At 60.6% G+C, this 13,819-nt stretch carries 15 protein-coding genes; 11 read left to right on the top strand and 4 right to left on the bottom strand.

The features are described from left to right. Positions 1 to 9 precede the first annotated feature (9 nt). From JUI81_RS17060 to JUI81_RS17045, 4 genes are all read left to right on the top strand, one after another. A complete protein-coding gene (locus tag JUI81_RS17060; RefSeq protein WP_019581611.1) occupies positions 10 to 564 on the top strand; it encodes a hypothetical protein in 555 nt (184 codons plus the stop codon). 63 nt (positions 565 to 627) lie between these two features. Then, positions 628 to 1,878, top strand: a complete 1,251-nt coding sequence (locus JUI81_RS17055; protein ID WP_172901247.1) for a flavohemoglobin expression-modulating QEGLA motif protein — start codon at positions 628 to 630, stop codon at positions 1,876 to 1,878. Between the two features lie 130 nt (positions 1,879 to 2,008). Next, entirely contained in the window at positions 2,009 to 2,923 is a 915-nt protein-coding gene (locus tag JUI81_RS17050) for an alpha/beta hydrolase (protein ID WP_028939493.1), read from the top strand. After that, entirely contained in the window at positions 2,920 to 3,249 is a 330-nt protein-coding gene (locus JUI81_RS17045) for a hypothetical protein (protein WP_007940182.1), read from the top strand. The genes JUI81_RS17050 and JUI81_RS17045 overlap by 4 nt, the downstream gene beginning before the upstream one ends. A 254-nt stretch (positions 3,250 to 3,503) precedes the next feature. Here the strand turns inward: JUI81_RS17045 and JUI81_RS17040 are convergent, their stop codons facing one another. From JUI81_RS17040 to JUI81_RS17030, 3 genes are all read right to left on the bottom strand, one after another. Next, the gene (locus tag JUI81_RS17040) at positions 3,504 to 4,292 is read right to left on the bottom strand and encodes an OmpA family protein (RefSeq protein WP_028939492.1); all 789 of its coding nucleotides are present in this window, start codon (positions 4,290 to 4,292) and stop codon (positions 3,504 to 3,506) included. Positions 4,293 to 4,348: 56 nt separating this feature from the next. Further along, on the bottom strand, positions 4,349 to 4,747 hold the full coding sequence (locus tag JUI81_RS17035) for a DUF4398 domain-containing protein (protein ID WP_019581609.1): 399 nt from the start codon (positions 4,745 to 4,747) through the stop codon (positions 4,349 to 4,351). Between the two features lie 287 nt (positions 4,748 to 5,034). Next, the gene (locus JUI81_RS17030; RefSeq protein ID WP_019581608.1) at positions 5,035 to 5,379 is read right to left on the bottom strand and encodes a hypothetical protein; all 345 of its coding nucleotides are present in this window, start codon (positions 5,377 to 5,379) and stop codon (positions 5,035 to 5,037) included. 202 nt (positions 5,380 to 5,581) lie between these two features. On the opposite strand from JUI81_RS17030, the gene ppc reads away from it, so the two are divergent. The 6 genes from ppc to JUI81_RS17000 all read left to right on the top strand — a co-directional run bounded on the left by ppc (position 5,582) and on the right by JUI81_RS17000 (position 12,272). Beyond that, positions 5,582 to 8,212 (top strand): phosphoenolpyruvate carboxylase, encoded by a 2,631-nt coding sequence (gene ppc, locus JUI81_RS17025; protein ID WP_028939491.1) that lies wholly within the window; start codon positions 5,582 to 5,584, stop codon positions 8,210 to 8,212. Positions 8,213 to 8,515: 303 nt separating this feature from the next. Continuing rightward, on the top strand, positions 8,516 to 9,163 hold the full coding sequence (gene adk, locus JUI81_RS17020; RefSeq protein WP_018926674.1) for an adenylate kinase: 648 nt from the start codon (positions 8,516 to 8,518) through the stop codon (positions 9,161 to 9,163). Positions 9,164 to 9,256: 93 nt separating this feature from the next. Then, a complete protein-coding gene (gene tsaB, locus JUI81_RS17015) occupies positions 9,257 to 9,931 on the top strand; it encodes a tRNA (adenosine(37)-N6)-threonylcarbamoyltransferase complex dimerization subunit type 1 TsaB (RefSeq protein ID WP_028939490.1) in 675 nt (224 codons plus the stop codon). Positions 9,932 to 10,256: 325 nt separating this feature from the next. Beyond that, on the top strand, positions 10,257 to 10,562 hold the full coding sequence (locus JUI81_RS17010; RefSeq protein WP_007940187.1) for a hypothetical protein: 306 nt from the start codon (positions 10,257 to 10,259) through the stop codon (positions 10,560 to 10,562). Then, positions 10,559 to 11,419: a DUF72 domain-containing protein gene (locus tag JUI81_RS17005; protein WP_026331883.1), complete on the top strand. Its 861-nt coding sequence runs from the start codon at positions 10,559 to 10,561 to the stop codon at positions 11,417 to 11,419. The genes JUI81_RS17010 and JUI81_RS17005 overlap by 4 nt, the downstream gene beginning before the upstream one ends. 31 nt (positions 11,420 to 11,450) lie before the next feature. Further along, positions 11,451 to 12,272, top strand: a complete 822-nt coding sequence (locus tag JUI81_RS17000; protein ID WP_096481019.1) for an oxaloacetate decarboxylase — start codon at positions 11,451 to 11,453, stop codon at positions 12,270 to 12,272. Positions 12,273 to 12,307: 35 nt separating this feature from the next. Here the strand turns inward: JUI81_RS17000 and JUI81_RS16995 are convergent, their stop codons facing one another. Beyond that, positions 12,308 to 12,928, bottom strand: coding sequence for a hypothetical protein (locus tag JUI81_RS16995; RefSeq protein ID WP_019581603.1), 621 nt, complete (start codon positions 12,926 to 12,928; stop codon positions 12,308 to 12,310). Positions 12,929 to 13,021: 93 nt separating this feature from the next. Between JUI81_RS16995 and JUI81_RS16990 the strand changes: the two genes are divergently transcribed. Further along, positions 13,022 to 13,804, top strand: coding sequence for a class I SAM-dependent methyltransferase (locus JUI81_RS16990; RefSeq protein ID WP_018926668.1), 783 nt, complete (start codon positions 13,022 to 13,024; stop codon positions 13,802 to 13,804). Positions 13,805 to 13,819: the final 15 nt, after the last annotated feature.

The raw sequence follows: 13,819 nt of genomic DNA, 5'->3' as shown, positions 1-13,819 counted from the left end.
GAGTGTTGAATGAAAGCCTGGCGTGTCGTGGTGATCGCCTTGTCGTTCCTGCTGCTCAGTGGCTGCCTGGTGACCTTCAAGGAGTCGCTGCCCGCCAGCGAGCCCGCGCCCAAAGGGCTGCTCGGCAAATGGGCCAGCACCAACGCCTGGGGCGAGCCGATGAACCTGGAACTGACACGCGTCGGCGACAATCACTACCAGGCGGTCAGCTACTTCAAGGCCAAACCCCATGAGCGCGAAGCCTATCCCTTCACGGTGTCGCGCCATGGCAATCGCTGGTACCTGTCGGCGAAGGTGCCGGCGCAGTTCGGCGGGCATTTCACCATCGCCGGTTTCGAGCTCAACGATAAGCACGAACTGGTGGTCTACAACCTCGACCTTGAGCAGATCAGACAGGCCATGGGGCAAGAAGCCCTCAGTGGCGAAGGCTTTCAGACTGAAGATGGCGATGGGGTGTTGATCAACAACAGCCTGGATCAGGTATTCGCCTACCTCGACGACCCGGCCAATTCCGATGTGTTCGTCGAAGCGGTACGCTATCAGCGCCTGGCCAAAACCAAATAAACCCAGCACGTAACAGCTTTACTACAGGAGTCTCGGGTGGACGAATACCAGCAGACGATACGCATGTTGTCCGATCGCATAGTGCTGGCGCAAACGCCGATTCGCATTCTGGATGCGGTCAAGTGGGATGACAGTATTCGCAAGGGGTTCCTCAAGGGCAAGGGCAAGGAAATGCCGGCCGTGGACCGCGACTACTACCTCAATCGACCGCTGTCGTTCGACTCCAGCAAAGTGAAGCTGGAATTCCAGAACATCGAGCGCGACATCACTCGGCAACTCGGCCAGTTCAACCCGGTCGGGCAGATCATGCGCCGTATGTGCAAGGAATACCGCATGGTGGTGCGCATGCTTGAAGCGCGCGGCACCGAGGATTTCGGGCTGATTTCCCAGGAATTGTACGGCGCGGCCTCCGATGCGTTTCACGCCGGCGACCCGACCCTGGCCGACCTGGGGCTGATGCTCTCCGATTACCTGAACAACATCGACGGCCGTGGCGATCTCAAGGACGAACCGAAAGTCCTCACGGCCAAGGAAGCCGTCGACCTGCTGCAACATCGGTTGAACAAGGTGTTTGGCGAAAACGAGGAAACCATCCGGGTGTTCGAGTCCGACGGGATCGTCGCCGACGCGGCAGCCGGCGCCGACTACATCAAGATCCGCACCGACGCGATGTTCAACAATCGCGACGTGCGTGCGCTGGAAGTCCATGAAGGGCTGGTGCATGTGGGCACCACCCTCAACGGCCTGAACCAGCCGATCTGTACGTTCCTGTCCAAGGGCCCGCCGTCGTCCACCGTGACTCAGGAAGGCCTGGCGATCCTGATGGAAATCATCACCTTCGCCTCCTACCCGAGCCGCTTGCGCAAACTCACCAACCGCACCCGCGCCATTCATATGGTGGAGGAGGGCGCGGACTTCTTGCAGATCTTTGAGTTCTTCCGGGCTCAGGGCTTTGAAATGGCCGAAAGCTACGGCAATGCCAGTCGGGTGTTCCGCGGCTCGGTGCCCAATGGTCTGCCATTTACCAAAGACTTGTCCTACCTCAAGGGCTTTATCATGATTTACAACTACATTCAGTTGGCCGTGCGCAAAGGCAAGCTGGAGCAGATACCGCTGTTGTTCTGCGGCAAGACTACGCTGGAGGACATGCGGACCTTGCGCCAATTGGTGGACGAAGGCCTGGTGGTGCCGCCCAAGTACCTGCCCGAGCAGTTCCGCGACATGAACGCGTTGTCGGCGTGGATGTGCTTCTCCAACTTCCTCAACCACCTGAGCCTGGACCGGATCGAAGCGGATTACTCCAATATCCTTTGATTCAGATCATTCCCACGCTCTGCGTGGGAATGCCGCCATGGACGCTCCGCGTCCACTGTGACGCAGAGCGTCACGGTATGCATTCCCACGCGGAGCATGGGAACGATCACCCACATTGAGGCTTCACCGGATGAGAATCCTCGGCATCTTCTGCCTGCTCCTGGCCCTCGGCGGTTGCAGCTCTTTGCTGTTCTACCCCGAGCCCGGCCAGCCGTTCACCCCGGAAAAAGCCAAGCTCGACTATCGCGACGTCACCCTGACCACTGCCGACGGCCTCAAACTGCATGGTTGGTGGCTGCCGGCGAAAAAAGGCGTCGAAGTCAAAGGCACTGTGCTGCACCTGCACGGTAACGGCGGCAACCTGGCGTGGCATCTGGGTGCGAGCTGGTGGTTGCCGAAGCAGGGCTATCAGGTGTTGCTGGTGGACTATCGCGGGTACGGGTTGTCCGAAGGTAAGCCGGCGTTACCGGAGATTTATCAGGACATCGACGCCGCCTTCACATGGCTCGACCAGGCGCCGGAGGTCAAGGGCAAGCCGTTGATCCTTCTCGGTCAGAGCCTTGGCGGTTCGATGGCCGTGCATTACCTGGCCCAGCATCCCGAGCGCCAGCGGCAACTCAAGGCTTTCGTGCTCGATGGCGTGCCTGCCAGCTACCGCGATGTCGGGCGTTTCGCCCTTAGCACCTCCTGGATGACCTGGCCGTTCCAGGTGCCGTTGTCCTGGCTGGTGCCGGATGGCGATAGCGCGATCCGTTCCATGACGCAGCTCAATGGTGTACCGAAACTGATCTATCACAGTATCGATGATCCGCTGGTGCCCCTTTCCAACGGCATCCGACTGTATCAAGCTGCGCCGCCGCCGCGAGTGCTGCAACTGACCCGTGGCGGTCATGTGCAAACCTTCGCCGACCCGGTCTGGCGCAAAGTCATGCTGCGCTACCTCGAAGACCCGCAGCATTTCAACGGCCTGCGCCGCCTGGGTGAAATCCCCAACTACCCGGCACCCCCGAATTCTGAAGATGAACCACCAGAGAGTCCGCAATGAGTGAAGAACGTAACGCCATCCCGCTGATCATCACCGGTATTTGCAGCATCCTCGGCACCGTCGGGGCCCTGTGGTGGTACGGCTACCTGCACTTCGCCAAACCCGAGGATGCGTTGCTGCTCAGCGACTTCACCATGCTCAAGACCGTGCCGGGCGAAGACTACAAAATCTCCCTGGAACCAGCCGCGCAAGTGGCGCAGTGCATCGATGGCGTGCTGGTGATGTTTGATACCGAACAGAAAGGCCTGACCGGCGTACTGGTCAACAACAAGAAAAAAGCCGTGCGCTGCATGGGCCAGGAAACCCCGCAAAAACTCGAACAGTAAAATCCCACCTCCATTGGCAATGATGAACCCTTGTGGCGAGGGGGCTTGCCCCCGTTGGGTCGCGAAGCTGCCCTAAAACCTGCATTCGCGTGTTGTCAGGTACACCTTGTGGGATGGTTTCACGACCGCTTCGCAGCCGAACGGGGGCAAGCCCCCTCGCCACAGGGTTGCTTGGCCCCAGGACAAGTATTCGATCAATAAGAAGCCCCGCCTGATCCGATCAGGCGGGGCTTTTGTGTTTCAGCAGGTGAAACTTAGTTCGAGCTGATAGCCGAACGCGGTATCACCGGCTGGTTGTCGTTGGAAATGGTCACTTCCACCCGACGGTTCATCGCACGGCCGGAGACGCTGGTGTTTTCGGCCACCGGGTATTCCTTGCCATAACCCTGGACCACGATGCGCGCCGGGTCGACACCCATCTTGATCAGGGCCACTTGCACCGAGGTCGCGCGGCGCTCGGACAGCGACTGGTTGTACGACGCCGCGCCGGTGCTGTCGGTGTAGCCTTCGACAATCACTTTACGGTCGGGGTTTTCCTGAAGGAACTGCGCCAGTTTGTTGATGTTCATCAGACCGCTGGGTTTCAGGTCGGCCTTGTTGGTGGCGAACAGCACGTCACCGAACGTTACCAGCGTGCCGCGATCGGTCTGTTTGGCGTTGAGGCTGGCCTGCAATTGTTTGATCTGCTGATCGCGGGCATCCAGACGCGCCTGGGCTCGCTGAGCCGCGGCGTTTTTCAGGTTGTTTTCCGCGGTGCGCAGGGCGATGGTCTGCTTGGCCACTTCAACGCGCTGGTTGGTCAGGTAAGCCAGTTGGTCGACCTTGTTCTGGTCTTCCTTGTCCTGGTAAGCCTTGTCGGCCTTGTCCAGGTAATCGCTGGCGTCTTTGGTTTCCAGTGCCGCGACTTTGCTGGCTTGCGGGTTGGCTTGCAGGCCGGCGTAGTTGGTGCGGGCTTGCTCCAGGTTGGTGTTGGGCGGTGTGGCGCAGGCAGCCAGTGCAATGCTTGCGGCCAGGAGGGCGGGTATCATCAGTTGTTTGCGCATAGCGGTTCGTCCTTTCTATCGATAAAAGTGTCAGGCCTGAAAATCGGGATGCGCGCTCACTGCACGGTGCGCTGACTTTCCTGACGCAGTTCCTGAACACCTTTCTGTGAGTCCTTTACAGCCTGTTCGGCTTTCATCGCCTGGGCTTTGCGTTCTGCCACTCGGGCGTCCCACTCGGCCTGTTCGGCGAGCATTTTGGCTTCGTCATACTTTTTGTCGTGCATGGCGATTTCGGCTTGTTTGAGCTTGTCCTGGGCGGATTTCATTTCCACCGCGGCGAATTCGGTGCCCCCGGCGCTGACGGCACTGTTCACGGCCGATTGAGTCACGGCGTATTGCTCGGTGGGCGGGTTACCGGCGCATCCGGCCAGAACCAGGCTGCTGCCGATGGCCAGGGCCGCCAGCTTGAGACCGTGCAGGTGGGGGGACGAGGATGAAGCAGTGCTGGTCTTCATGGTTTTCAACTCCGTTGGAAAACTCCTGAAATACATCTGAATCCATCCTGGGCAAGGAGCCGCAACCTTCGATTTCCAGAGCATTTTGAAACGGCCATCCCAGGCGTGGTTACTGGGTTGACCCGAGGCATTTTTTAAAAGTTCAGAGAATATGGCCTTTCGCCCGAAAAAACTTTGACCTGATGGACAAGGCTCTAAATCGGGAACTTTAGCCGCGCACAGGGGTATTCCCGGCCCTGCACGGGCCAGGAAATACGTATTTCCGGAAGGGGAACAAGACGCGCAAATCAGTGTTTTGGCTTGTCGTTATCGGTCGACAAATCGTGCAAATGACGACGGGACAAGGCGAGAAAACGCGGGGTCGGACCGACGTCTTCGTACAGCGGATCGCCTTCTTCATCGGTGGCGACCACCGTTGACCCTTTCACATACGGAAAGCTTTCTTCAAGTTCTTCAAGGGCTGCGCCAATCAATTCTCCGAGCAGTTCTTCAGGGTGCCTTTTGGGGTACATATCGATAATCGCCGCCAGCCGTGCGGCGGCTTCCACGTCCAGACGAATCGTGTAGCCGGAGTCGGTCAGGCGACCCTTGGCGTTTTCTTCCCAGTGCTTGGCAAGCTCGCGGATTTTCATAATGACCTCATTACGCACCTGCTCATGGCAGGCCGGGTGAGTGTCCGGCGGTGGCCGGTGGCAAGCCGCTGTACGGCTTGGTGTTGAGCCTAGCTGCAACGTTCGGGGTTTGCAGTCCCTGGTTTACTTGTAAGAACCGCTTTACAACGGCACTCTCTATTATCAAAGCATAGCCGCCCGGATTTTCGCTGGAGAACTGCTGATGACCGATATTGATGCACGCTTGCGCGAGGACGTTCACCTGTTGGGTGAGCTGTTGGGCAACACCATTCGTGAGCAGTACGGGGATGGCTTTATCGACAAGATCGAGCAAATCCGCAAAGGCGCCAAGGCCGACCGTCGCGGTTCGATGGATGCCGAACTCAGCGCCAGCCTCAACCAGTTGAGCGAGGACGAATTGCTGCCGGTGGCGCGGGCGTTCAATCAGTTCCTCAACCTGGCCAATATCGCCGAGCAATATCAGCTGATTCACCGTCGCGAAGAGTCACAACCCGCGCCGTTCGAGGCCCGGGTGTTGCCGGAACTGCTCGCTCGACTGCTGACTGCCGGCCATGACGCCGAATCCCTGGCCCGGCAATTGGGGCGGGTGGACATCGAGCTGGTATTGACGGCGCACCCCACCGAAGTGGCGCGACGCACACTGATCCAGAAATACGACGCGATCGCCGCGCAACTGGCGGCCCTGGATCATCGCGACCTGACCACCGCCGAGCGCGAGCAGATCAAGACCACCTTGCAGCGCCTGATCGCCGAAGCCTGGCACACCGAAGAAATCCGCCGCACCCGCCCGACACCTGTAGACGAAGCCAAGTGGGGCTTTGCGGTGATTGAGCATTCGCTGTGGCAGGCGATTCCCAACTATTTGCGCAAGGCCGATCAAGCCCTGTATGCCGCTACTGGCCTGCACCTGCCGCTGGAGGCCGCACCGATTCGTTTCGCCTCGTGGATGGGCGGCGACCGCGACGGTAACCCCAACGTCACCGCCGCCGTGACCCGCGAAGTCTTGCTGCTGGCACGCTGGATGGCCGCCGATTTGTATGTGCGCGATGTCGATCACCTCGCCGCCGAATTGTCGATGCAACAGGCCAGCGACGCCCTGAAAGCCAAGGCTGGCGACAGCGCCGAGCCTTACCGCGCGGTGCTCAAACAACTGCGTGAACGCTTGCGCGCAACCCGTAACTGGGCCCAGGCCTCCCTGACGGCCACCACGCCGGCGTCCGCCGATGTGCTGCAAAACAACCGCGACCTGCTGGACCCGTTGGAGCTGTGTTACCACTCGCTGCATGAATGCGGCATGGGCGTCATCGCCGATGGCCCGTTGCTCGACTGCCTGCGCCGCGCGGTGACGTTCGGGCTGTTTCTGGTGCGCCTCGATGTGCGACAGGACTCCTCGCGCCATACCGCGGCCATGACTGAAATCACCGATTACCTCGGCCTCGGTCGTTATGAGGACTGGAGCGAAGAAGAGCGCATCGCCTTCCTGATGCGTGAGCTGAACAATCGCCGGCCGTTGCTGCCGGCCTACTTCAAACCGTCTGCCGACACCGCCGAAGTGCTGGCGACGTGCCGGGAAATCGCTGCGGCACCAGGGGCTTCCCTCGGCTCGTATGTGATTTCCATGGCTGGCGCTGCTTCCGATGTGCTGGCCGTGCAGTTGCTGCTCAAGGAGTCCGGCGTGTTGCGGCCGATGCGCGTGGTGCCGCTGTTCGAAACCCTTGCTGACCTCGACAACGCGGGCCCTGTGATCGAAAAGCTGTTGCTGCTGCCGGGCTATCGCTCGCGCCTGCAAGGGCCACAGGAAGTGATGATCGGCTATTCGGACTCGGCCAAGGACGCCGGTACCACGGCGGCGGCCTGGGCGCAGTATCGGGCGCAGGAGCGTCTGGTGGATATTTGCCGGGAGCAACAAGTGGAGCTGCTGTTGTTCCACGGCCGTGGCGGCACCGTGGGCCGTGGTGGCGGCCCGGCGCATGCGGCGATTCTGTCGCAGCCGCCGGGGTCGGTGGCAGGGCGTTTCCGCACCACCGAGCAGGGGGAAATGATTCGTTTCAAATTCGGCCTGCCGGACATCGCCGAGCAAAACCTCAATCTGTACCTGGCGGCGGTGCTGGAAGCGACCTTGCTGCCGCCACCACCTCCCGAGCCTGCCTGGCGCCATTTGATGGACGAACTGGCCGCCGATGGGGTCAAGGCTTACCGCGCCGTGGTGCGGGAAAATCCGCAGTTCGTCGAGTATTTCCGCCAGTCCACCCCAGAGCAGGAGTTGGGGCGTTTGCCGTTGGGCAGCCGCCCGGCCAAGCGCCGCGCCGGCGGCATCGAAAGCCTGCGGGCCATTCCGTGGATTTTCGGCTGGACCCAGACGCGCCTGATGTTGCCGGCCTGGCTCGGCTGGGAAACGGCGCTGAGCAAGGCGCTGGAGCGCGGCGAAGGGGAGCTGCTGGGGCAGATGCGCGAGCAATGGCCGTTCTTCCGCACCCGCATCGATATGCTGGAAATGGTGCTGGCCAAGGCCGACGCCGATATCGCCCAGTCTTACGACGAGCGCCTGGTCGAGCCGGATCTGCTCCCTTTGGGGGCGCATTTACGCGACCTATTGTCGCAGGCTTGTGCGGTGGTCCTGGGGCTGACTGGTCAGTCCCAGCTACTGGCACATAGCCCAGACACCCTTGAATTCATCCGCCTGCGCAACACCTACCTCGACCCGCTGCATCTATTGCAGGCCGAACTGTTGGCCCGTTCGCGGCAGCAGGATGAAGCGCAGGGCAGCCCGGTAGAACAGGCGTTGCTGGTGTCTGTGGCGGGGATTGCCGCCGGTTTGCGAAATACCGGCTAAGGTTTTCGTCATAGGGAACAGGCACCTGGCGCGAGCGTCGAGTGCCTGCCGGCGAGCGGTCGAAAAGGTCTGTCAGGCGACAGTTAATGACGGGGTTGCGACTTGGGGTACCCCTTCGAAAGGGCACGTCCTGCGCAGGTTTCTCCGACTTTCGGCGGCTTGTGTGGGCAGGGCCTGCTGTGTATCTTGATCAGCCTTTGGCCGTTTGGGCGGTCACGACCCTATTTTTTGAGATTGGCCCTACGAGGCGAATCCTTTGTTTTGTTTAAGTAATTCTAAATAAAAAATTGAGGAGCACATCTAATGCGCGTCATTCTGCTGGGAGCTCCCGGGGCCGGTAAAGGTACTCAGGCTAAGTTCATCACCGAAAAGTTCGGCATTCCGCAAATCTCTACCGGTGACATGCTGCGTGCTGCTGTAAAAGCCGGCACCGAGCTGGGCATCAAAGCCAAAAGCATCATGGATGCCGGTGGTCTGGTCTCCGACGATCTGATCATCGCTTTGGTCAAGGACCGTATTGCGCAGCCTGACTGTGCCAACGGTTTCCTGTTCGACGGTTTCCCGCGCACCATTCCGCAAGCTGAAGCGTTGGTAGAAGCTGGCGTGGAACTGGACAACGTGGTCGAAATCGCCGTCGATGACGAAGAGATCGTTCAGCGTATCGCCGGTCGTCGCGTTCACGAGGCCAGCGGCCGCGTGTACCACACCGTGTACAACCCGCCGAAAATCGCCGGTAAAGACGACATCACCGGTGAAGAGCTGGTGCAGCGCAAGGACGACACCGAAGAAACCGTGCGTCATCGCCTGTCGGTCTACCACTCCCAGACCAAACCTCTGGTGGAGTTCTACCAAGGCCTGGCCGCTGCTCAGGGCAAGCCGAAGTACAGCCATATTCCGGGTGTCGGCTCGGTTGAGACGATTACCGGCAAGGTGCTTGAAGCACTGAGCTGAAAAGTCTGATCGGCTTCATCTTCTACGGCCCGCTTGCGGGCCGTAGTTGTTTATACTGGCGCACTTTTTCTGACCTCTCTTACGGATACATCGATGAGCACCTTGCTGGCCCTGGACACCGCGACTGAAGCTTGCTCCGTTGCCTTGCTGCATGACGGCAAGGTCACGAGCCATTACGAGGTGATCCCGCGCCTGCATGCGCAGAAGCTGTTGCCGATGATTCAGCAACTGCTGGCCGATGCCGGGACCACGCTGCAAGCGGTCGACGCCATTGCGTTCGGTCGTGGGCCGGGCGCGTTTACCGGTGTGCGGATCGCCATCGGCGTGGTGCAAGGGCTGGCGTTTGCGCTGGACCGTCCGGTGTTGCCGGTCTCCAATCTCGCGGTGCTCGCCCAGCGGGCTTATCGCGAACACGGCGTCAGCCAGGTCGCGGCAGCCATCGATGCGCGTATGGATGAGGTGTATTGGGGCTGCTACCGCGAAACGGCGGGGGAGATGCGGCTGGTGGGCAAGGAAGCGGTATTGCCACCGGAAGCCGCCGCGTTGCCGGTCGATGCCAGCGGCGAGTGGTTCGGCGCGGGCACCGGTTGGGGTTATGCCGAGCGTATTGCAGTGAACCTGAGCGGCCAGGACGCGAGCATGCTGCCCCACGCCGAAGATCTGCTGACCCTGGCGCGTTTCGCCTGGGAACGCGGTGAAGCGATCGTGGCCGATCAGGCGCAGCCGGTGTATCTGCGCGATAAAGTCGCGACCCCTAAAGCGCGGTAATCCACGCCGCCTTTGTGGCAACAGGGGCTTCTGTGGCGAGGGGGCTTGCCCCCGTTGGGTCGCGAAGCGGCCCCAAAACCAACAACCGCATGCCCCCTGACACACCGCATTGGCTGGTTTTGCGACTGCTTCGCAGCCGAACGGGGCGGTGCGGCGTTCCGACAAGCCCCCTCGCCACAATCAGCATTTCATCTTTGGCAAATTGTCAGTTTCTACCCGCCGCTTTTAAACCTTTTCGCTTTTCTGTGTTCTAGTTATCACTCGGCGGTTTGCGAAGTGGGTAATGCGCCACTAAACTGCCATCATCGATACCGAGCATGCACTTATGCGTATAGACGGCGTTTCCTCCCAGTCCTACCCGATCAAGCGCAAGCCTCGTAAAGGCCATGTGTCTGAGGATGACTCCGTCGATATCGACGGCGAGCTGGAATTCCCTACCGAAGAGCAATTGGCCGCCCGCGCCGCTAAAGCCTCCGCGCAACGCCTGAGCAATCTTCCCGCGCGTCAACAAGACATGATTTATCACCGCGCCATGAGCAAAAGCGTGGCGATGGCACTGGCCAGTTACCTGAGCACTGCCACTTTTGTCGACTGGGATGCGGATGTGCTGGGTCTCGACCTGTACATCTGATGCTGCCTTATTACCTCGGCTGCCCATCCTGGAGCGAAAACGCCTGGCGTGACTACTTGTATCCACAGGACGCCAGGCCCACCGAGTTTCTTGATCTTTATTCTCAAGTGTTCAACGCCGTGGAAGGCAATACGACCTTCTACGCGAGCCCGGCTGCCGCCACCGTGCAGCGCTGGGCCGAGACCATGCCCGAACACTTTCGCTTCACCGCCAAATTCCCCGGCGACATCAGCCACAGCGGTGACCTGCGCGAACAATTGACCGCCACAGAAACTTTCCTGCAATTGCTCAGCCCTCTGGGGGCGCGGGTTTCGCCATTGTGGCTGCAATTGTCCAAGAGCTTCACCCCGCAACGACTGTCGGAGCTGGCCGGTTTTATTGATGCTGTGGACCGGCCCTTGGCGGTCGAAGTGCGGCATGACGAGTTCTTTGCCAAGGGCGATGCCGAGCGAATGCTCAATCGTCTGCTGCTGGATCGTGGCGTCGAGCGCATCTGCCTCGATCCGCGCGCGCTGTTCAGCTGCACCTCGACCGATCCTTCGGTGCTCCACGCCCAATCGAAAAAGCCCAGGGTGCCGCCTCGCCCCGCGGCGTTCACTCAGTTTCCGCAGGTGCGTTTCATCGGCCATCCGGAGCTGGAAGCCAACGATCCGTTCCTGGTGCCATGGGTCGAGAAAATCGCCGTCTGGATCGAAGAGGGCCGCACGCCATATATCTTCCTGCACACCGCCGATAACCTGCTGGCGGCAAAACTGGCTCAACGTTTTCACGCACAACTGATGCTGCGTTTGCCTGGCTTGCCGCCGCTGCCTGAGCTATACAGAGAACCCGCCGCCGAGCAACTTGGTTTGCTCTGAAGCGGGTTTTCCCTTTTTCAGGAGCCTGCCAATGGATGCGCAAACCCTTCGAGCCCAGGCGTTCAAAGCACTGCACGAACGCGAGGGCACTTTTGTCATTCCCAACCCCTGGGACGCCGGCTCGGCGAAAATGCTCGCCAGCCTTGGCTTCGAGGCACTGGCAACCACCAGCGCCGGTTATGCCTTTTCCCAGGGCCGCCCCGATGGTGGGCTGACGCTCGACGATACCCTGGCGAACGTTCGGGCGATTGTTGCGGCGACCGACCTGCCAGTCGCGGTCGATCTGGAAAACGGTTTCGCTGATGACCCCGCCGAGTGCGCGCAAAGTATTTTGCGGGCCGCCCAGGCCGGTGCCGTCGGCGGTTCGATCGAAGATGCCACAGGGCGTGAGGACGGTCCGATCTACTGCTTCGAACATGCGGTGGCGCGTATCGAAGCGGCTGTCGCTGCGGCTCGCAGCTTGCCGTTCCCCTTCACGCTGACGGCCCGTGCCGAGAACTTTTTGCACGGCAATCCTGATCTGGACGACACCATTCGCCGCTTGCAGGCATTCGCCGAGGCCGGCGCGGACGTACTTTACGCCCCAGGCCTGCGCAATGCCGAAGAGGTCTTGGCGGTGGTTCGCGCCGTGGCACCGAAACCGGTGAATGTGTTGATGTCCGGCGGGCTCAAGCTGACGGTTGCGCAGTTGAGCGAAATGGGCGTCAAGCGCATCAGCGTCGGTTCAGCCCTGGCTTTGGCAGCGTATGGCGAGTTCTTGCGCGCGGCCGAGGAAATCCAGCAACACGGGACTTTCGGCTTCACTTCCCGGTCGATGCCGTTCCAGAAGGCCAATCAATTCTTCAAAGGCTGACGAGGTCGGGCCGTGATGGCTGGGCCGCTGAGGGGTTATGCGGCGATGCGCAGGTTCTGCAGAACGATCGGGCGCGCCCAGCCGTTATCGAAATCGAGTTGTTTCTGTTGTTCCACCAACTCTTGCGGTGAGAACGGCGGGAACGGTTTGTCCAGCAGGTCGAGTTCGAACTCGGCGATCGGCAAGTGCAGCGGACGCGGTTGCGGCGCGGCACCAGGCTCGGGCAGCGGTTGACCGGCAGTGAGCACGATCGGGCGAACCCAGCCGCTTTCGAAATCCTGCTGTTTCTGTTGCGCGACGATTTCTTCCGGCGGGAACGGCGGGAATGGTTTGTCGGCCAGGTCCATTTCGAACTCGGCAATTGGCAGAAACAATGGTTCCGGCGGGCGGACTTCGGTTTCTTTCACATCACATTCGCGCTGGGAAATGATGTGCGCCAGCAGCTCGCTGCCGACGGTCGGTTCGACCGGGCTGTCGAGATCGACCGGCGGAAAGTTGAGCGACGCCGGCACCACATCGCCCGACTGATCGGCCAGGGCCTGGGCAAAAAAATCCTGCCACAGGTGACTGACGCCGCTCAGTGCTTGGGAATTTCGCAGGCCAAAATCGCCGTGGGGCGAGATGTAACCTATCGATGTGCGTTGAATGCCTGACATTTTTCTCGGTCGACGCTCAGCTCTGGCAAAATGCTCGATAGTTTGGTTATCGGCCGTTTTTGCCGATCATTAATTTTTTGAGCGTGTTTTCCCATGATTGAGCAACCTGCGGCCTGCCGCATCCATGTCGAGGCCTTGGGCGCGACGTTCCAGCCACAGGCCGAGCAATGGGCCGAGCGCCTGGGTTTGCCGTTGCAGGTGGATGACGGCGAGTTTGCCTTGCAGGTGGGCGAGCAGGGGTTGCAGCTGCAACAACTGGGGCCGGATGCACCGGGGCCGGTGCGGGTCGACTTCGTCGAGGGTGGCGCGGCCCATCGTCGATTGTACGGCGGCGGCAGCGGTCAGATGATCGCCAAGGCGGTCGGCATCGCCCAGGGCGTGCGGCCACGGGTGCTGGACGCCACGGCCGGGTTGGGCAAGGACGCGTTCGTGTTGGCCAGCCTGGGCTGCGAGATGAGCCTGATCGAGCGCCAGCCGCTGATCGGCGCCTTGCTTGAAGATGGCCTGGCACGCGGCGCGGAAGACTTCGACGTGGCGCCGATCGTGGCGCGGATGCGTTTGCTCAAGGGCAATTCGATCGAGGTGATGCGCAACTGGGAAGGCGAGCCGCCGCAGGTGATCTACCTCGACCCGATGTTTCCCCATCGTGAGAAAACCGCGTTGGTGAAGAAGGAAATGCGTCTGTTCCGGCCGCTGGTCGGCGATGATCCGGATGCGCCGGCCCTGCTCGAAGCGGCGTTGGCCCTGGCCAGTCACCGGGTGGTGGTCAAACGCCCGCGCAAGGCGCCGTGCATCGATGGGCCGAAGCCGAGCCATGCGCTGGACGGCAAGTCCAGCCGGTATGACATTTATCCGAAGAAAGCGCTCAAGCCTTGACTCGATACTGATCGT

Source organism: Pseudomonas sp. 008 (assembly GCF_016861935.1).
Lineage (GTDB): Bacteria > Pseudomonadota > Gammaproteobacteria > Pseudomonadales > Pseudomonadaceae > Aquipseudomonas.
This window is presented reverse-complemented; position numbering and strand designations above follow the sequence as displayed.